Source organism: Bacillus sp. 3255, from assembly GCF_031456485.1.
Taxonomy (GTDB): Bacteria; Bacillota; Bacilli; order Paenibacillales; family NBRC-103111; genus Paenibacillus_E.
The window spans coordinates 116,483-135,316 of record NZ_JAVDUS010000006.1; the positions used below are offsets into that span (position 1 = coordinate 116,483).

General features: G+C 50.2%; 15 protein-coding genes, 2 pseudogenes and 1 riboswitch. Of the genes and pseudogenes, 13 read left to right on the forward strand and 4 right to left on the reverse strand.

The window, feature by feature from the left end:
- Nucleotides 1–10: 10 nt before the first annotated feature.
- Nucleotides 11–874 carry a helix-turn-helix transcriptional regulator gene (locus J2X61_RS11265; protein ID WP_274470018.1) on the reverse strand — a complete coding sequence of 288 codons (864 nt, stop codon included), beginning with the start codon at nucleotides 872–874 and terminating at the stop codon, nucleotides 11–13.
- A 294-nt stretch (nucleotides 875–1,168) separates the two neighbouring features.
- Between J2X61_RS11265 and J2X61_RS11270 the strand changes: the two genes are divergently transcribed.
- From J2X61_RS11270 to J2X61_RS11290, 5 genes are all read left to right on the forward strand, one after another.
- A complete protein-coding gene (locus J2X61_RS11270; RefSeq protein WP_274470017.1) occupies nucleotides 1,169–2,125 on the forward strand; it encodes an ABC transporter permease in 957 nt (318 codons plus the stop codon).
- A gap of 11 nt (nucleotides 2,126–2,136) precedes the next feature.
- Nucleotides 2,137–3,024, forward strand: coding sequence for a carbohydrate ABC transporter permease (locus J2X61_RS11275; RefSeq protein WP_274470016.1), 888 nt, complete (start codon nucleotides 2,137–2,139; stop codon nucleotides 3,022–3,024).
- A gap of 99 nt (nucleotides 3,025–3,123) precedes the next feature.
- Entirely contained in the window at nucleotides 3,124–4,716 is a 1,593-nt protein-coding gene (locus J2X61_RS11280) for an extracellular solute-binding protein (protein ID WP_274470014.1), read from the forward strand.
- A gap of 129 nt (nucleotides 4,717–4,845) precedes the next feature.
- Complete coding sequence (locus tag J2X61_RS11285; protein WP_274470013.1) at nucleotides 4,846–7,059, forward strand: helix-turn-helix domain-containing protein; 2,214 nt, start codon at nucleotides 4,846–4,848, stop codon at nucleotides 7,057–7,059.
- Nucleotides 7,060–7,166: 107 nt separating this feature from the next.
- On the forward strand, nucleotides 7,167–8,204 hold the full coding sequence (locus J2X61_RS11290) for a glycoside hydrolase family 88/105 protein (protein ID WP_274470012.1): 1,038 nt from the start codon (nucleotides 7,167–7,169) through the stop codon (nucleotides 8,202–8,204).
- Nucleotides 8,205–8,260: 56 nt separating this feature from the next.
- Here J2X61_RS11290 and J2X61_RS11295 read toward each other — a convergent pair.
- Nucleotides 8,261–8,477 (reverse strand): annotated as a pseudogene (locus J2X61_RS11295) (transposase); the annotation flags it as partial.
- A 338-nt stretch (nucleotides 8,478–8,815) separates the two neighbouring features.
- Nucleotides 8,816–9,328: a hypothetical protein gene (locus tag J2X61_RS11300; protein ID WP_310187837.1), complete on the reverse strand. Its 513-nt coding sequence runs from the start codon at nucleotides 9,326–9,328 to the stop codon at nucleotides 8,816–8,818.
- A gap of 93 nt (nucleotides 9,329–9,421) precedes the next feature.
- A riboswitch (SAM riboswitch) is annotated at nucleotides 9,422–9,551 on the reverse strand.
- A 268-nt stretch (nucleotides 9,552–9,819) separates the two neighbouring features.
- Here J2X61_RS11300 and J2X61_RS11305 point away from each other — a divergent pair.
- The 8 genes and pseudogenes from J2X61_RS11305 to J2X61_RS11340 form a co-directional block, all read left to right on the forward strand.
- The gene (locus tag J2X61_RS11305) at nucleotides 9,820–10,662 is read left to right on the forward strand and encodes a metallophosphoesterase family protein (protein WP_310187839.1); all 843 of its coding nucleotides are present in this window, start codon (nucleotides 9,820–9,822) and stop codon (nucleotides 10,660–10,662) included.
- A 43-nt stretch (nucleotides 10,663–10,705) separates the two neighbouring features.
- Entirely contained in the window at nucleotides 10,706–11,338 is a 633-nt protein-coding gene (locus tag J2X61_RS11310; protein WP_274470009.1) for a glycerol-3-phosphate responsive antiterminator, read from the forward strand.
- A 204-nt stretch (nucleotides 11,339–11,542) separates the two neighbouring features.
- Nucleotides 11,543–12,856: an ABC transporter substrate-binding protein gene (locus tag J2X61_RS11315; protein WP_310187841.1), complete on the forward strand. Its 1,314-nt coding sequence runs from the start codon at nucleotides 11,543–11,545 to the stop codon at nucleotides 12,854–12,856.
- A 128-nt stretch (nucleotides 12,857–12,984) separates the two neighbouring features.
- Complete coding sequence (locus J2X61_RS11320) at nucleotides 12,985–13,857, forward strand: HAD family hydrolase (RefSeq protein ID WP_310187843.1); 873 nt, start codon at nucleotides 12,985–12,987, stop codon at nucleotides 13,855–13,857.
- The gene (locus J2X61_RS11325; protein WP_310187844.1) at nucleotides 13,839–14,885 is read left to right on the forward strand and encodes an ABC transporter ATP-binding protein; all 1,047 of its coding nucleotides are present in this window, start codon (nucleotides 13,839–13,841) and stop codon (nucleotides 14,883–14,885) included. The genes J2X61_RS11320 and J2X61_RS11325 overlap by 19 nt, the downstream gene beginning before the upstream one ends.
- Nucleotides 14,886–14,892: 7 nt before the next feature.
- Nucleotides 14,893–15,759: a carbohydrate ABC transporter permease gene (locus J2X61_RS11330; RefSeq protein ID WP_379240365.1), complete on the forward strand. Its 867-nt coding sequence runs from the start codon at nucleotides 14,893–14,895 to the stop codon at nucleotides 15,757–15,759.
- Between the two features lie 132 nt (nucleotides 15,760–15,891).
- Nucleotides 15,892–16,674 (forward strand): carbohydrate ABC transporter permease, encoded by a 783-nt coding sequence (locus tag J2X61_RS11335; RefSeq protein ID WP_310188065.1) that lies wholly within the window; start codon nucleotides 15,892–15,894, stop codon nucleotides 16,672–16,674.
- Between the two features lie 180 nt (nucleotides 16,675–16,854).
- Nucleotides 16,855–18,012 (forward strand): annotated as a pseudogene (locus J2X61_RS11340) (sulfite reductase subunit alpha); the annotation flags it as partial.
- A gap of 84 nt (nucleotides 18,013–18,096) precedes the next feature.
- On the opposite strand, the gene J2X61_RS11345 reads toward J2X61_RS11340, so the two are convergent.
- Complete coding sequence (locus J2X61_RS11345; protein ID WP_310187848.1) at nucleotides 18,097–18,693, reverse strand: uracil-DNA glycosylase; 597 nt, start codon at nucleotides 18,691–18,693, stop codon at nucleotides 18,097–18,099.
- Nucleotides 18,694–18,834: the final 141 nt, after the last annotated feature.

Sequence of the window (18,834 nt, forward strand, 5' to 3'; positions counted from 1 at the left end):
CGGCCCTACTCTATGGGCGCTCGAACTTCCGGTAGGAGCGCGGCGAGACGCCGGACAGCTTTTTGAACACTTTGCCGAAATGGGAGAAGCTCTCGAATCCGCAGTGCTCCGATACGTGCAGGATGCTCCAGTCCGTCTCCCGCAGCAAGCGCTCCGCCTCTCTCACCCGAGTAATATTGACATATTCGGTGAAGCCGAAGCCTGTCATTTGTTTGAAAACACGGCTCAGATGGCTTTTGCTGATAAAGAACTGTTTGGCTATGAGGTGCAGCTGGAGGGAGTCTCCGAAGTGCAGGTTGATATGACGAATAATATCCGTCACTTTGTGCCGGACCGGCGAAAGCTCGTCATCCCGCTCGCTCTGCCGCTTCAGCATGTAGCGGGAGGTGAATAGCAGGAGCTCCACGGCTACGTTCCGGATGTGCAGTTGATAACCCGGCGGCTGTTCGTTCAGCTCGTTCAACAGGGACGCAAGCAGTGCTTCTACATGCATCTTCTCCTGGAGGTTCAATCGGATTAGCGGATTGCCAAGTGCGAAGGGGGCCAGGAGCAGCTCCTTCTCCGCGGATTGATAACCGGCGAAGAAGGACGGCGAGTAGTATAACACAATCCGCTCATGGTTGGGTTCGCGCAGGTCGGACGTCTTGTGAAGGGCGTTAGAGTCGACAAGCACCATATCGCCGGCTTGTACCCGGTAGGCGGAGTCTTTGATGAAATAGTTGCGCTCCCCCTGAAACAGATAGTACAATTCATGTTCGATATGGTAATGGTTGTTTTCCATCGCGTAATAGCCGGTTCTACGGTCGAATTCGATTCGTAACGGGTCGTCTTCCGAGCCGAACCGCAGCATGTCAGGAAGAAACGGTGTTGTCATGGCAGACTCCTTTGTAACAAGAGCTAGGTCTATTTATTATAGCAAAATAAACGGATTTTGAGACGGGGATGCGAGCATAAGAAGAGAAGACAATTGTATATGGCGCTATAACTGAACAAGTCCCCCGTAACCCGGCGGGGCTTATTTCAGGTTGTGCCGAACCTCGCAAAAGCCCGTTGCAGCAGGGGTTTCGGAAATCGGTTTATGTTCTGAAATTAGTTTGTTGTGTGGAAATAAGCAGTCCGCGTATAGTGTGATTACCAACTTAGCGACAGAGAGAAGGAAGGGATGCACGTGGACCAGAGCGTAGCACAGACGAAGCCGACATCCGTCCGGACAGCCGAGAGGCGCCGGAGGGCAGCGGAGTTTCTGAAAGATTACCAATTGTATGTATTGCTTATTCTTCCTATTGCGTATTTCATTGTATTCAAGTATGTCCCGATGTACGGGGCGGCCATTGCCTTTCAGGATTATAGTATTTTCCAAGGGGTGACAGGCAGCGAGTGGGTCGGGTTCGATCATTTCCGCGAGCTGTTCGCCATGAGCCAGTTTTACCAGGTTGTGCGAAATACGCTCTTGCTGAACTTCCTGGATTTGTTCTTTTCATTTCCGGCTCCCATTATTTTAGCGCTGCTGCTCAATGAGCTGAGGGTGATCTGGTTCAAAAAAGTGGCGCAAACGATTCTGTATCTGCCTCACTTTATTTCATGGATCATTATCGGCGGTCTCGTGTATCAAATGTTTGCCACGAAGGGCGGTCTCGTTAATAATCTGATACAAGACATCGGATTGCCGGCCTTTCCGTTCTTGACCGAGAAGAACCACTGGCTGCTCGTCTATCTCGGAACCGGAATCTGGCAGAGCGCCGGTTGGGGAACCATCATTTATTTGGCGGCGTTAACCGGCATTAACAAGGAACTGTACGAAGCGGCCGAGGTGGACGGTGCGGGAAGATGGAAGAGAGTGTGGCATATCACGCTGCCCGGCATCCGGTCGACCATTGTCGTAATGCTGATTATGCAGCTTGGCCATATTATGACCATCGGCTTCGAGCGGCCGTTCGTCATGGGCAATCCGCTCGTGATGGATTATGCGGAAGTGATCTCTACCTTCGTGTATAAAGCAGGTCTGCAATCGGCGCAGTTCTCGCTGGCCACCGCCATGGGCTTGTTCCAAGCGCTGGTCGGACTGATCTTCGTCATCCTGGCCAATACGATTGCCAAACGATTCGGAGAGCAAGGATTATGGTAGGAGGAACCTCAATGAACTCAACACTATTGCGCAAATCGAGGAAGTTCCGGCTGACGGACGCCGTGATCGTCCTGACGATCGGGGTGGCGCTGCTCATCTGCCTGCTCCCGTTCCTGCATATCATCTCGATCTCGTTAAGCTCCAAGCATGCGATCTTATCGGATCTCGTGACCATTTTCCCGGTGGAGCTGGACTTTCACGCCTATCAGATCGTTTTCACGGATACAAGGATGCTATGGTCGATGGGGCTTACGATCGTGCTGACGGTTACTTACACGGTCGTGAGCATGGTCATGAGCATATGCGCCGCATATCCGTTAACGAAAGAGCGTTTGAAGGGCAGGAAGGCATTCACGCTGCTTATCGTCTTCACGATGTTCTTCAGCGGCGGATTAATTCCCGATTACCTGCTCGTGAAGCAGCTCGGGCTGCTCGACAATCTGGCGTCGCTCATCGTACCGGGAATGATCTCCGCATTTAATCTGATCATTCTGCGTTCGTTCTTCTCCTCGGTACCGGCCAGCCTGGAAGAGTCGGCCTATTTGGACGGGAGCTCTCACATCGGGACGCTCATCCGCATCGTGCTGCCGCTGTCGCTGCCGGCGCTCGCGACGCTCAGCTTGTTCTATGCCGTATCCAGATGGAACGGCTTCATGGATGCGCTCTTCTACATCACCCATGCGGAAATGTATCCGATCCAGCTCAAGCTGTATCAGGTCGTGATGAACAGCATGGTGACGGATTTGACGGCGCAGGAAGGCGCTTCACAGATCGAGTCCGTCCCGGAGAGCATCAAGGCGGCCAGCATCATGTTCGCCACCACGCCGATCCTGATCGTGTATCCGTGGCTGCAGCGGTATTTTGTGTCCGGCATTATGATCGGAGCGGTGAAGGGGTAGCCGGCCATGTGCCGGAATAGACGAAACTCGGTTACCACCTCTGTCAGGTCGAGGTTAACATATACGATATATCTTCATTGTGAAAGGGGTTAGAGTTCTATGAAAACAAAGCAACGCAAATGGTTGGGAGCTTCCACGGCCCTGCTGGTACTGACCGGCATGCTGTCCGCTTGCTCCAGCGCTTCTAACGAGTCTTCGTCCGGGGCAGCCGCAACAAGCGGCGCAAGCAAAGAGACCGTGACCTTGAAGGTCGAAATGTTCGACAGGGGGAACGCGCCTGCAGGCGCAGGGTCCGTGGATAATAATTTCTGGACGCAATGGATTCAGAAAAACTTCGGTGATCCGAACAACATCAAGATGCAGTTCGTTCCGGTCCCGCGCAACCAAGAGGTGGATAAGCTCAACGTGCTGATGGCATCCGGCGATGCGCCGGACATTGTGTTCACTTACGATACGAACACGATTAACAATTATGTCAAGAACGGCGGTTTGACGGATCTTGGCAAGCTGCTGGACGAGAATGGGCCGAATTTGAAGAAGTTCCTTGGCCAGGAAGTGCTGAATTACGGTATATTTAGCGGCAAGCAGTACACCCTTCCTGCGAAGCGGCCGCTGCAATATGCGCATACCTCCTATATTCGCAAGGATTGGTTAGATAAGCTGGGCATGCCGGTGCCCAAAACGACGGACGAATTTTACCAAGCATTGAAAGCGTTTAAAGAGAAAGATCCCGGGCAAACCGGGGGTAAAGTGATCCCTTACGATTTCAGCGCGATGAACGGCACGAACATAAGTTCTCCGGGGCTTCTCATCAGCTCGTTCGTCAAGAAAATATCGGAGGAAGATTTCTACGCGACGCCAGAGCTGCTGAAGCCAGGCTACAAGGATGGCGTTCAATTCCTGAATAAGTTGAACCAGGAGGGCTTGATCAATCCGGACTTCGCGCTTGACAAAGACGGCAAAAATTTCGAGAAGGATGTTTCCAACGGTTTGGTCGGCGCTTTCAGTGCGCTCGCTGCCCATCCGAACTTAATGGGAACCGGCAACGTCTTCGATTCGCTCAAGAAGAATGTGCCGGGCGCCGAATATGTGGGGATGGATCCGTTCACGAATGAGGAAGGCAAACGTCCCAAAGCGATTTACGATCCGATCGGCGCCTACCTGATGATTCCGAAATCAAGCAAGCATGCAGCCGAAGCGATCAAATATTTGGACTGGATGTCTAAGCCGGAGGTCTTATTCACGCTGCAGAACGGGATTGAAGGCCAGCATTATACGCTTGAGAACGGATACCCCAAAGCGATTACAACGGATGAAGCGAAGAAAACGTTCTATAACAACACCGATATCGCGATGATAAGCAACGGGAAGGACTTCGGGGCGCCGGACAAAAATATCGAGGCCGCATCCATTCAATTCCCGAACTACAAAGAGCTGGCGAAACAAACCATCATCAACGCTTTGAATGACGGCTACACCAATCCGCGTTTCGATCGTCCGATCGATGCCGAGATCAAGAACAGCAAAACGCTGGGTGACAAAGCACAGGAAGCGGTCGTCAAGAGTGTACTGGCGAAACCGGAGGATTTCAGCAAAACCTTCGACAGCATTGCCGCAGAATATTTGAAAATTGGCGGTCAAGCCGTTATCGATGAGAAAAGAGCCGCTTATAAAGAAATGAAGAAAAAATAAGAACAGGAACGACCGGCTCCCTGACGCAATAGGGGGTTGGTCGTTTGCTAATTTGGAAGCGCACTCATGCTCATACGATTGTGTTATAGTAAGGTAACTACAAATGCTGCTAACCAGGGTGAGTAAACGATGAAAAGTAACACGTATATCAAACGCATGATGTTTTCGTATCTTCCCATACTGTTCCTTACGATTTCGATCCTCATTTCGATTTTCGTTACGATCATCAATGAGCTCAATGTGCGCAACGCCATACAGGCCAACAAAGTGACGACGGAATATATCAGCAACATGATCGATAATTCCCTGAAAACCATCGATGCCGATGCCAGGAAAGTGATTGAGACGAATGCGGAGCTGCAGGCATTCCTGGATACGCCTTCCGACCGGCTGCTCAGTTATGCAGCATCCAACATTTTGAGCGAAATGATGGTTCAGCACAATTTTATCGATTCCATTTATTTTTATCGAACCAAAGATAGCAAGGTGCTCGATCAAAGCACGATTCGCTCGATTGACGAATTCCCGGACCGTGCGTATATTCTGGAGTTGTTAAAGCAACCGTATCCTGTGAATTGGTCCTCGCCACGCGTTAAAAACGGGAGCAACAAGACGAATCTTAAAGTGATCACGCTGGGAAGAAAAGTGCCGCTGGATACGGGCAGTCTCGGCTACATGATCATTAATGTCAATCTGGAGGCGATTGGCAAATTCGTCGACGGGATGATTGACCGCACGGTAACGAACGCGCAAATTTACGATGCAGGGCATCAGCCTTTTTTCCCGGACATCGCCTTCGATTCCCAGGATCAAAGCGTCCATGCCGCAGTCACTTCCGATTACTCGGGCTGGACTTATCAGACCGGGATTAAAGGCGGCCGGCTGTACAGCATTTTACTTCACGGCAATGCGGTATGGATTGTTGCGGTATTAGGCGCCATCGCCTTAGCCATCGGTTCCACCTTTTATGTCACCCGCCGGAGTTATCGGCCGATCGAAGCGATATTGCACCGGATCGACCGGTTCTCGCACTCCTTCATGTCGCACGACCTGAAGAGCGATAAGAACGAATTTGCTTTCATCGATCATGCGATCGAGCGGCTCATTACGAATAATATGGCTTTTCAGGAGAAGCAGGTGGAGCATCTGGCGATCCGCAGGCAGCAATTTCTGCAAAATCTGCTCAATGGCGAATATGCTGAAGATCAGGAAGTGTGGAGGCTGGAAAGCGAGCATTATGGGATTCAGCCTGATACCCGCTTTATCGTCGCACTGCTCGAAATCGATCATTATGTCCAGTTCGGGACGACCTATAATCAGAAAGACCAATCGCTGTTCAAATTCGTCATCAGCAGTGTGGCCGTGGAGTTCGCCGAACAGAATCAGCAGCAGGTGATGATGGAATGGATCTCCAAAAACAGGCTGGTTCTGCTCCATATCTCGCACGAGGATCAGGACCCCGAGCACCATCTGTTGAAATTGGCGGAGCATATTCGTTCCTGGATCGAGGCGCATCTTGATTTTACCGTAACCTTTGGGGTTGGCGGCGTTGCTGAGGATGTCGCGTTGATTCGCCGTTCCTATCAAGAGGCCGGCAGAGCAGTCAACCGGAAAGTAACGCTGGGAATTAATCAAATCATCGATACGGTGGAGGACAATGAGACATTATCGGACGAATGGTTCACTTATCTTCAGCTCATCCAAACCGTCGTACGGCAGATTCGCATGTCGGAGGCCGGATGGCCGGACGCGTTCGCCAAGCTGTTCCACGAAATGCGGGTTCAACGCTTGCAAAGAGAAGATATCGAACGGCTTCTGCAATATTTCGTCTTCCAGATGGAGCGCGAATTGGAAGGCATTCAACCGGAAATGGACGCCTACTGGAAGAACGGCTTGAAATTAGAATTGATGCAAGGCCTGGAGCATTCGGAGACGCTTCAACAAATCGAGACTTGCTTCCGCCTCGTGTTAGAGCAAATGGCCGTGCGATTGTCCGAGCTTTCCCAGAACCGCAGGCATCACGCCTTGATGAGAGAAATTCGCAGCTATGTGGCGGAGAACTTCACAGACCCCAACCTTTCCTTGACCTTGTTGAGCGACCGTTTTCAAATCAATTCCAAGTATTTGAGCCAGTTGTTCAAGGAGGAGCTCGGTGAAAATTTCAGCGATCTGTTAATTTCGCTGCGGATGGAATTCGCCAAGAAACTGCTGGTCGAGACGATGGAAACCGTGCAGGACATCTCTGTCCGGGTCGGATATACGAATTCGATATCGTTCAGCCGGATCTTCAAGAAGTGTGTCGGCCTGTCGCCAGGTCAGTTCCGGGAATCCCAATTGTCCTAGATGAGAGCAATAAATGCGGGGTTTGCTGCTTTTCAGTTATAAATGCGGAGAATTCCATCCAATATTATGTTATTTTTGATAGTGACGCTATAGGAGGAATAGATCATATGCGAAAATTCGAATGTAATGAAAACGAAGTCAAAGAACTTATAGACCGTGTAGTCCGCAGAACGATGAACATGGATTTCACTTGGAACTGGTCCTGCGGGGTGGCTTATTACGGAATCGGCAAAGCTTGGGAAGTAACGGGAAACCAAGATTATATCGACTTTCTCGTCAAATGGGTGGACGAGTATTTGGAGCTCGGGCTGCCGCCAATGATGGTGAATAGCTGTGCCATGGGACATACGATGCTGACTCTGCATGAAGCAACAGGCGACTCCAAGTACCTCGATCTGGCGCTGATGAAAGCCGAGTATTTGCGCAAGGATGCCATTCGGTTCGGGGAGGGCGTTTTCCAGCATACGGTTTCCTCCAAGAACGATTTCCCGGAGCAGGCGTGGGCGGATACGTTGTTCATGGCAGCCTATTTCTTGCTGCGACTAGGGTTTAAGCTTGACAAAAAAGAATATATCGACGATGCGCTCAATCAATTTTATTGGCATGAAGAATACTTGCAGGACACGAAGACGAATCTGTTCTATCATGCCTGGGATAATGTCAGACAAGATCATCTGTCCGCGATTTATTGGGGCAGAGCCAACGCATGGGCCGCTTATACGATGGCACAAGCTTACAAAATGTTGAATCCGTTCATGCCGATGTGGATGCAGATCGGGGGAGCGCTCGGCGACCAATTAAGCGCTCTGGTCAGGCTGCAATCCCCGAACGGGCTGTGGCGTACGGTACTGAATGACGAAACGTCCTATGAAGAAACCTCGGCTTCCGCCGGTATTGCCGCCGCACTGGTTAGCTATGGACATCCGATGCATCAAAACTATATGGCCAAAGCGTACGAAGGCATTCTGGCCAATATCGACGAAGACGGATCCGTCCGGAATGTGTCCGCAGGTACGGCGGTCATGTATTCCGTTGACGATTACAAGGTGATCTCCAAGAAGAGAGTGCAAGGGTGGGGCCAAGGATTGACCCTGGCTTATCTGGTCGCACTGATTCAGAATAAGGAAATTGTCAATAAAATTTAAATGAACGTGGAAGACCGCTGGTCAAGACCCCAAATTGTAGACATTGAAAAAAAGCCCTATACGGCAAGCTGGTGCCGATACTCTATCGGTGTCAGCTTGTTTAGCTTTAATTGGAATGCGTTCTTCATTATAAAATTGGATAAAAGCCTCAATTCGTTGTCGAGCTTCTTCAATCGAACGGATATCATATGGGTAGAGCGCTTCTGCTTTGAGATGCGAGAAGAAGCTTTCCATAACGGCGTTGTCTAAACAATTGCCGCGACGCGACATGCTGATTTGGGCGCCAACCGTAGTCTCCTGTTCACGGGGGCACATTAATATTCCCTGACGGTTTTTCCTAGTCAGCCGCAGGGCGTAACTGGAATTTCTCCCGTTATTCGCGTGAAAATTAGCCCAGTTGTACGAATAAAGGGAATTCCTCCCGTTAATTTATCCCCATTTCGCGTAATGGCTGCGAGTTAGGTCTGAATAACGGGAGGAATTCCTGTTATTCAGCATTCAAGGATCCGCCAGGCTGCATGTAACAGGAGAAATTCCCGCTATGGGCGGGACTCTCGGTAGAGGCTTGGCTCTCTTGGAGGAGCCGAGCTTTCTTGTCGCTGCGGCTTATTTTAGAACCTGACATACGCTTGCGTATGCGCCAGGAGGTAGGCTCGTTCCATGAAGTCACTTCGATCCTTGCCGGTAATGAAAGTAAGCTTCGTTTTGCCGGCAGCATCCAGGAGTGCCGACTCCATGAACTCGGATCTCTCGGGTCCGAGCGCCTCATACCTGCGTTGAACATAGTCCAGGCTATCCGGCAGGTTCAGACCTTTCAAACGCTGAAACTGAGAAGCCCACATCGTGAAATCGCCTCTCAAGCTGCTGCAGGGAATCGCGAATTCTCTTAAGCCGACGACTCCGAGAGTGGTGGTAATTGCCATGAGCCCGCAAAGCTGCGATTGGTCTCCCAGCTGCCGCTTGGCTGCAAGCTCGCTGTCATATCGAAATAGTTCGATTCGAATAATTCTGTAAGCCCCTAATGAGTCGAGACCGTTCGCCGGATCAGACCATTCTCGGCTATCTTGCCGCTGGGGATGAATATCCCGCTCGCGGTGTGTGTGTTCTTTCATCGTGATCGACATGGGATCCCTCCTGCAAACAAGTTGGATGATAAAGCAAAAAAGACCTTCTCCGGAAGCAGAGAAAGGTCTTAAGCTTACAATGTCAGATCCTCGCTCTTATCTCCCGGATTCGCTATACGTAGCGTCTCCGCAAGAATTAGCACCGTGCACGCCTTCGTGTTACGAAGGTCTGTCGGTTGCCGGGCTTCATCGGGCTAGTCCCTCCACCTGCTCTTGATAAGAAAATTCAACATATTCAATTGTTTTTATCTTACTATAAAAGGCCTTGTTGTCAAGGGAATTTCCATCATGCCTGTACACGAGAATGTCAAAAAACAAGAGACGAGCCAATGCCGTTACCGGCATTGGCTCGTTTTTTTTGCATGACAGCCGCCTGAACGTAAAATATTTACAAAAAATAAAAGTAAACTTGTAAATAAATTTTACACTTGTTCATTATCATTACAGGAGATGGCGTCACATCAAATTTGATAGAAGGTAGGAGAGAACTCATGCGATTAGTACTAATGGGAGATCTACATTATCACGAGGTTGATGAAGCAATTCCAGGATGGTTGGAAGCCCGTAACGATTTCTATCAAACCTTTTTGAGACGATTTATGGAAGTGGAAGGGGATGCTCATATTTCTTTGGGCGATCTCACCAATTACGGACATTCCTCGGAACTGAATGAAGTCTACGAGATCTTACGCAATGGCGGCAGAACGTTTTACCATGCTCTAGGGAACCACGATCTATATGCGTCAACGAGAAACGAAGTGCTCGCAATCAGCGGACAAGCCCGCTATCATGTCGTTAAGACGGAAGTGGCTGACCTCGTGTTTCTGGATACGGCCAAAGAGATGGATTTCGAGGATTGGGGAGGCTGGGTTGACGAAGAGCAGCTGAGCTGGTTCGAAGAGGTCATCCAAGCATCCGGAACGAAGCCGGTATTAGTTTTTGCCCATCACCCGGTACATAAGACGACGACGAATTCGGATAAGGATAAGGGCTCCATTCATCCGGACATCGATATGTGGAAGGTGCTGAGCAAGAAAGAAGGAGTCGGCATTTATTTCAACGGCCATACGCATATCGATTCGATCGTGAATCAGCAGAACTGGACGTTCGTTCAGCTGTCGGCGTGTCTTGACCAGCACGGTTTGCGGGTTGTGGAGATCGACCGGGATGAAATTCGCATTAGTGCTGTAGATGTAGCGGACGCGGCCCTCACAGACAATGTCGAGATGCTGTACAACAACATGAAGCACTTTAGACACAACCCTCTTGCTCGCGGCCAAGAATCGGATCGGGCATGTACGGTTTCCCTGCGGCTGGCAGCGGAACACAAATAGCGGTTTCGGTTCGAACACAGGCGTTTACCAGGAGGTCTGATGGATGAAGAAGCTTAAGAACGATGAAGGCGAGCTGTTTTTCCAACGGTTAAGCGCACACCGTATGGTGGCCTCGATCAAGGAGCCGAAGCAGATCGAACTTGCTTTATCGCTCAGAAACCAACTTAGCGGCGTATTTCTGCTTACCGGGCACATTGGGGTCATCAAAGGGTACGTGGATGTGTTCAAAAGTCATCAGCTGCCGGTCTTCCTGCATTTGGAGAAAATAGGCGGTTTAAGCACGGACGCCTACGGCATGGACTACTTGGCCAAAGTGATCAAACCGACCGGGATTATTACGACGAAGACGAATGTCGTCAAAACAGCGAAAAAGATGGGGCTGCTCGCCATTCAACGCTTTTTCCTCGTAGATACCGAAGGGTTGGAGAACATAGCCAAGAGCCTGACCCAAATCGAGCCCGATATCATCGAAGTGATGCCGGCGCGAATTCCGGAGATGATCCGGGAGATCAAGAAGTTCACCTCCCTGCCGATCATTACCGGCGGTTTGCTGTTCGAACGAAGCCATGCCATGGAAGATTTCAAATATGGAGCCACCGCCGTATCTTCTTCCAAGTCGGAGTTATGGCGTGAATCTTTTGCCCCGGATGAGAAGAAGCTTCGCAGCATTGTGTGAACCGTAGGCACAGACCGGAAATTTTCAAAAAATTCATAGTCATTTAACACACGGATAATACTCAGCCATTATGATGAATGCAGACAAGTAAATACAAAATGGTTGGAGTAGTGGAGAAGCCTGATTAGCGGCCGACAGCATGTCGGCGGTTGATTTAGGCTTCTTTTTTGCTGGGTGCATTCAAAAATTGGGAGGGAATCAACCATGTTAAACAAGAAATTCGTATCCATCGTGACGCTTAGTTCCGTACTCATGCTGTCCGCTTGCGGTGCAGGCGGTGCAGGCGACAAGGCCGCTTCGGGCGCAGCCAGTACGTCCGCGTCCTCGGACAAGAAAATTGTGATCAAATACTGGACAGCTAACGGCGGAAAAATTGAAGAAGCGAAGCAAAACCTGGTGAAAAAGTTCAATGAGTCGCAGAACAAAATTGAGGTGCAGCAAGCGAACCAAGGGAATTACGACGATCTGCACGCGAAGGTGCAAGCGGCTTTTGCCGCCGGCAACGCGCCTGCCGTGTTCGACCTGGAGATTGCCTCCACGGGGATTTTCTCCCGCTCAGGCATGCTCGTGGATTTGACCCCCATGGCGACCAGGGATGATGCCGAACTGAATTTGAAAGATTTTATTCCGGGACTTATGGGGAACGCCTACGTGGATGGCAAGCTGTACGGTATTCCGTTCATGCGAAGTACGCCGATCTTCTACAAAAATGTGACGATGCTCAAGGATGCCGGCCTGGATCCTGCCGGTCCCAAGAACTGGACGGAGCTCGAGCAATATTCGCGGGTGTTGAAAGCCAAAGGCAAGACAGCTCTGACGATGGCGGTCGGCGTCTGGGAATATGAGGCGCTTGTTGCGCAAAGCGGCGGCAAGGTGCTGAGCGAGGACGGGAAGAAAGCGGCGTTCAACTCTCCGGAAGGCGTTGCTCCTGTGGAGTTCTGGAAGAAGATGTCCGATGACGGCCTTATCAAATTCACGGTAGGCAAGACAGCAGGCGCTGACGCCGAGAAGGATTGGACCAATCAGATTTCCGCTTTCAAAATCGGATCTACAGCAGGCGTCTCGGCAAGCCTGGAAGTGGCGAAAGGCAACAATTTCGAGATGGCGACCGACTTCATGCCGGCCAATAAATCTTATGGCGTTCCGACCGGGGGATGCCAGCTGGCTATCACGTCCAAACTTAGCGAAGCAGAGAAAGAAGCCACTTGGCAATTCGTGAAGTTCATGACCAACAAGGAAAATACGATCTATCAACATAAGTATGTGGGATACTTGCCGAACCGTCTGTCCGCGCTGCAAAGCGAAGAGGTACAAAGCTATTACAAACAGTTCCCTCAATACAAAGTAGCTTCCGACCAATTGCAGTATGCCGTGCTTCGCCCTAACGCCAATGCGTATTCCGAGGTATCGAAGACGATTATCGACGCTATGACGAAAGCCATCCTCGAGAAGGGTGTCAAGCCGCAGGATGCGATGAACGAAGCTGCGGAGAAAGCGAACAAATTGCTCAGCAAATAATAACCCGGACCGGGACAGGGACAGGGAGTTCCGGTTCCGTCCGGCAGAGAGGTGCCGGCTTCCCGACATGGACGCAAGCGGAAGCCGGCAGGCTCTCAATTCATCTAGAAGAAAGGCTGATCTCACCAGTGGAATGGTTCTCTGACATTAAAGTAATCATCTTCGATATGGATGGAACGCTGTATCAAGAAGACACCTTCATGGATCGTTATATCCGTTATTTGCTGGAAGGAACCGAATGGGAAGCGGAAACGGACAAGGCCGTTACGGCCTCAAGAAACATTTTATCCGGTACTCACAACGTACGGTTAGGCCATTTCTTTCATCGAACGGACCGAGTGGCGCTTGCCCATCGGGCCGGCAGGTTGATTCAAGGTTTTACGCCGGAAGGCGAGGAGCTGGACGGAGAGCAGTTCGCAGCGAAGTATGCGTCCTTATCGATTCATGATTCGAATCTGATCTACATGGGGGACCCATGGGTCATCGTTGGGGCGCTGCGCCATAGGTACGATATTCCCGAACAGAAAATGAAACAGGCTTTTGTGCAAGTGCGCGAAGAGATGCTCCTTAAGCCTTATCAATTCGGGCTTCATCACGAGCTCTTTGCAGCCATCCAGCATGTCACTGCTGTAGACCGCAAAGTATTAATGACCAATACGTACGAAAAATCCGGGATCGACTTTTTGCATTATATGCAAATACACCATATGTTCGACGAAATCTACTGTGGTGCAGATAAACCGTTTGGCATACAAACCTACATCCAGTCTCTCCTTGAACAGGGAGTCCGCGCGCATGAAATTTTATCGATCGGAGATAATCCTTGGAACGACTTATACCCGGTTCATGAAGCCGGCGGCAGAACTTGCTTTATCTCGCCATACCGGAGCGGGGACGAACGGCAATGGGATATCCGCCTGCATCGGTTGGAGGAGCTGGCCCAGCTGATGCGTGCGATTCAGAACGAAAAGGAGATGAGCGTATGGCAAGGATCCAACTAGTCAATATCGGCAAAAAGTATAAAGAAGAAGCGATTATCAGCGGTTTGAATCTGACGATTAAAGACGGCTCGTTCACCGTTCTCGTCGGTCCGTCCGGCTGCGGCAAATCCACCACCTTGCGCATGATTGCGGGTCTTGAGAAGGAGAGCGAGGGGCAGATCTGGATCGGCGACAAATGTGTGAATGAAACGCAGCCCGGACTGCGTGACGTGGCGATGGTCTTCCAGAACTATGCGCTGTATCCGACGATGACGGTGCGCGAGAATATCGAATTCGGGCTCAAGAACAGGAAGGTGCCGAAGCCGGAACGCGAAGCGTTGATCCGGGATATTTGCGAAATCGTAGCCTTGACGCCTCATCTGGATAAAAAGCCGCAGCAATTATCCGGAGGACAGCGTCAACGGGTGGCGCTTGCCCGGGCGATGGTCAAGAAGCCGAAAGTGTTTATTCTGGACGAACCGCTCTCCAACCTGGATGCGAAGCTGCGCAACCAAATGAGAACGGAGCTGATCCAGCTTCATAAAAGGCTGGGCACCACGTTCGTTTATGTCACCCATGATCAAGTGGAAGCCATGTCGATGGGCGATGAGATTGTCGTCATGAACAAAGGGGTGATACAACAGTCGGATTCTCCGCTGAAGCTTTATCATGATCCGGATAATGTATTCACGGCGCAGTTCATCGGCACGCCGGCTATGAATATTTTTCCATTCGCCGACGTTCAAGGATTAAAGGTTGGGGCTTCCGCATCGATCGGTTATATCGGCTTCCGGGCCGAGCATGTCGTGATGCCGCCGAATCGTCCTGAAGACGGATGGGTGATTCATGGGGAAATCCTGACAAGAGAAAGTCTGGGAGCAGAAAATATTTATCAGATTCAGTCCCGTATGGGTACTTTCTTCGTTAAGGCGTTCTTGTCCACGCTGCAAACGGAAGATCATATCCAAGTCGTCGTTCCTTACGATAAACTGTACTATTTCGGTCATGACGGCCAAAGAATTCGCGATATAGAAGGCGGCGGTGTATAAGATGACAATGTGGGAGAGACTGCGTCCGTACGCGATGGTTACACCCGCGATTACTGTGTTTTCCCTGTTTTTTATATATCCGATCCTTTATATGATGTACCTGAGCATGTACGATTGGAATTTCATCAGTCCAACGAAAAACTTCGTCGGCCTGCAGAATTTTACCGATCTTCTGTCGGAAAAAGAATTTATTCAAGTGATATCGAATTCAACGATTTACACGATTTTAACGGTCACGTGCATCACGGGTCTCTCGCTGCTGTTAGCGCTCTGGTTAAATAAATCCGGCTTGTTTCCCAGCTTCGTCCAGGGTGCGATCTTCAGTCCGCATATCGTCTCTTGGGTATCCATCTCCATGATCTGGGCTTGGGTCATGGATCCGCAGTACGGCTTATTGAACTGGTTCATCGGTTTGTTCGGCTTCGGGAAGCTGGCTTGGCTCTCCTCGCAGAATACGTCTCTGATCTCGCTCGTCATCGTTGCGGTCTGGAAAGGGCTTGGCTACAACACACTGGTGTTCATTGCCGGCTTGCAAAGCATTCCCAAGGATATCTATGAAGCGGCTGCGCTTGACCGTTCCAAGCCTTGGACAACGTTCTACCGGCTGATACTTCCCATGTTGTCGCCGACGATCTTCTTCCTCGTGATCATCAACATGATCGGTTCGTTTCAGGTGTTCGAGACCATTGCGATTATGACGCAGGGTGGACCGGTCAATTCCACGAATACGCTCGTCTATTATATTTATGAGTATGGGTTCCGCTTCTTCAAGATCGGTTATGCTTCTGCGGCAGGCGTCATCTTACTGTTCATTGTCGGTGTGCTGACGATCATTTACTTCAAAATGATGTCCAAGCGCGTTCATTATCAATAGAAAGAAGGGAAACCCGTGAAAGCCGAGCAGACCATTCAACATTCCGATCGCAGCTTGATCTATGTCAAAAGCAAAGAAGAGATCTTATCGAGAACCCTGCATTACGCCCTGCGCGTCATCAGTGTGATCGGTATGATTGCCTTAGTGCTTGTGTTCGCCATGCCTTTTGTCTGGATGTTATCGACATCTCTCAAAACGCTCCCTGAAACGATGATTTTCCCGCCGAACTGGATTCCCAAAGATTTCATCTGGAGCAATTATGCCAAAGCTTGGGGCTCCGGCCCGTTCCTGCATTATATTACGAACAGCTTCATCATATCGATCGGCATTCTCATCCTGCAGATGCTGACGATTATTCCGGCGGCCTACGCCTTCGCGCGTTATAAATTTATAGGCTCCGGCGTTTTGTTCGGCCTCGTGATGGTGACTCTGATGATTCCGTCGCAATTGATTTTCCTGCCTGTTTATTTGCAGCTGAGCGCCTGGAAGCTGCTGAATACGCATCTCGCTCTGATTCTACCTTTCGCATCCAGCGCCTTCGGTATTTTCCTTCTGCGGCAGTCGTTCAAGCAGGTGCAGGAGGAATTGATTGAAGCTGCGCGGCTGGACAGCGCTAAGGAGTGGCAAATTATTATGAAGCTCATGGTGCCTATGGCTAAGCCGGTGCTCGCGACCTTCGCGCTGTTCAGCTTCATCGCCCACTGGAACGATTACTTCTGGCCGCTCGTCATGACGACGGATGAAACGGCGAGAACGCTGCCTCTGGGAATTGCCAAAATCCGCGAGGAAGAAGGCGTAGCCAACTGGAACGTGCTGATGGCCGGGAACATGATTCTGGTCACGCCGATTCTGATCGCATTCTTTTTCGCGCAGAGACATATTATTCGGGCATTTGTTTATACAGGGGTTAAATAAATAATCCTTGCTGTTGGAGGGAATGTTGATGAGAAGAGGCCTCGGTTCGGGGTCTCTTTTATTTGCCGCCGGTTTGTAATACTTTATCAAAAAATGTAGACAAATCTCCAAAAAAATATGTATTATTTGGTCTTAATATGATAATGTAGGTTAATATATAAATTCGGGGTGAAGAGCATGCAAACTACTGATGTCCAAAAAGTGCCAGCAACATACTCAAGAACAAATCCGTTTCAAGCGAAAGTGATCAAGAATGTCAACCTCAACGGTGCCGGTTCGAACAAAGAAACGAGACATCTCGAACTGTCGCTGCAAGGATCCGATCTTTCCTATCTGCCAGGCTATGCGCTGGGCATTCTCCCGCAGAATGATCCTGAGCTCGTGAGCGCTCTGATTGAAGTCATGAAGTGGGACGCAAGCACACCGGTTGCAGTGGGGAAAGAAGGCGAGACACTTCCCCTGCAGGAAGCATTGACGACGCACTTCGAAATTACGCTGCTTTCCAAGAAGATTGTACAATCAGCCGTGGCTTTCACGGATAACCAAGAGCTGCACAACCTGTTGTTGGCGGAGAATGCCAATCAGCTGAAAGAATATACGAACGGACGCGATCTGCTTGATCTATTGCGCGATTATGGTCCGTGGAAAGCTTCGGCGCAGGATATCGTCTCTCTTTTAAGAAAAATGACGCCGCGGCTCTATTCCATTGCCAGCAGCATCGCCGCTCATCCGGAGGAAGTGCATCTGACGATCGGTGCGGTTCGTTACACGGCTCATGGGCGTGAGCGCAAAGGCGTTTGTTCCGTTTTGGTTGCCGAACGCATCCAAGAAGGCGATACGCTTCCTGTATTTGTTCAAGCGAACAAACATTTCCATCTGCCGGAGTCCCCGGATCAAGCGATTATTATGGTGGGACCGGGTACAGGGATTGCACCGTTCCGTTCCTTCATCGAAGAGCGCGCTGTGACCAAAGCAACAGGCCAATCCTGGCTGTTCTTTGGAGACCAGCATGCGGCAACGGATTTCCTGTACCAAGAAGAGTTGGAGCAATACCAGAAAGACGGGGTTTTGTCGAAAATTGACGTAGCCTTCTCGCGTGACAGCGAGCAGAAAGTTTATGTCCAACACAAAATGCTCGAGAACAGCCAGGAGTTATTCGCATGGTTGGACAAAGGAGCTTACTTCTACGTTTGCGGCGATAAACTGAACATGGCTAAAGATGTTCATCATGCGCTTCTGGAGGTTATTGAGAAAGAAGGCAGCATGACTCGCGAAGAAGCCGAAGCGTATCTAAACGGTATGCAAGAGCAAGGACGTTACCAACGTGATGTTTATTAATAGATAGGTTCGAGAATGAGAAAGTGACTTCAATCCGCGTGCGGCGGTTGGAGTCACTTTTTTTGCGAAAGGATGCTTGACTTCCTAACGGGAGGATTCAATCTCTGTCCATCTTCTTTGGAGAGCGGTCAGGTCATCGATGAAATAACGCATTAAATTGGGGCGCCTCCTGACGGCTAACGGATGGTACGTAAAGCCGATGGGAAGCCCCTGGAACTCGTGCCAGCTCCCGCGAAGTTCCTTCACCGTGGCATTCTCCTGCCCTGGAAATACGGATTCGGCCACAACGTTCCCGAATCCAAACAATAGACGTGGCTTCTTCTCCAAGAGCTGCGTCTGCAGATGAGGCGAACAAGCTTCTCTAGCCGCAGGCTTATTATAAGCGCGGATGGGTCTGCATTTCAGCAAATACGTCACATAGACGGAATCGATGTTCAAGCCGGCTAAGCTCATGCCGTGCTGCAGCGTTTCGCGTGTACCGCATAGAAACGAATTGCCTTGCCGATCCTCCCGGGCTCCCGGGTTATCCAGAATGAACAGGATGGGAGCGTCCGGATTGCCTTCCCCCCAAATGACACGACTCCGCTGGTTGGATAGCTCACATCGTTCGCAATGCTGGGCATTAACCGGTGCCGCTTCTTCGGGCAGGATCACATAAGGGGTATCTACTTGCTGTGACATGGCGATCTCCTTTCTTCGATAAAAATGAATTTCCCCCCCATGCATCATCAGATTGCCTATCACGGCATAACGTTATTATCGATTAGAATAAGCATATCCATCCCTCAGGGATAATATCGCCATAGGATTGAAGGGAGCAGT

Bases quoted from the DNA above. Each gene is read 5' to 3' on its own strand.
- J2X61_RS11330 (WP_379240365.1), top strand. From the start codon at position 14,893: ATGTGGGAGAGACTGCGTCCGTACGCGATGGTTACACCCGCGATTACT.
- J2X61_RS11335 (WP_310188065.1), top strand. From the start codon at position 15,892: ATGATTGCCTTAGTGCTTGTGTTCGCCATGCCTTTTGTCTGGATGTTA.
- J2X61_RS11345 (WP_310187848.1), bottom strand. From the start codon at position 18,693: ATGTCACAGCAAGTAGATACCCCTTATGTGATCCTGCCCGAAGAAGCG.
- J2X61_RS11325 (WP_310187844.1), top strand. From the start codon at position 13,839: ATGGCAAGGATCCAACTAGTCAATATCGGCAAAAAGTATAAAGAAGAA.
- J2X61_RS11290 (WP_274470012.1), top strand. From the start codon at position 7,167: ATGCGAAAATTCGAATGTAATGAAAACGAAGTCAAAGAACTTATAGAC.
- J2X61_RS11315 (WP_310187841.1), top strand. From the start codon at position 11,543: ATGTTAAACAAGAAATTCGTATCCATCGTGACGCTTAGTTCCGTACTC.
- J2X61_RS11275 (WP_274470016.1), top strand. From the start codon at position 2,137: ATGAACTCAACACTATTGCGCAAATCGAGGAAGTTCCGGCTGACGGAC.
- J2X61_RS11280 (WP_274470014.1), top strand. From the start codon at position 3,124: ATGAAAACAAAGCAACGCAAATGGTTGGGAGCTTCCACGGCCCTGCTG.
- J2X61_RS11305 (WP_310187839.1), top strand. From the start codon at position 9,820: ATGCGATTAGTACTAATGGGAGATCTACATTATCACGAGGTTGATGAA.
- J2X61_RS11285 (WP_274470013.1), top strand. From the start codon at position 4,846: ATGAAAAGTAACACGTATATCAAACGCATGATGTTTTCGTATCTTCCC.
- J2X61_RS11300 (WP_310187837.1), bottom strand. From the start codon at position 9,328: ATGTCGATCACGATGAAAGAACACACACACCGCGAGCGGGATATTCAT.
- J2X61_RS11310 (WP_274470009.1), top strand. From the start codon at position 10,706: ATGAAGAAGCTTAAGAACGATGAAGGCGAGCTGTTTTTCCAACGGTTA.
- J2X61_RS11265 (WP_274470018.1), bottom strand. From the start codon at position 874: ATGACAACACCGTTTCTTCCTGACATGCTGCGGTTCGGCTCGGAAGAC.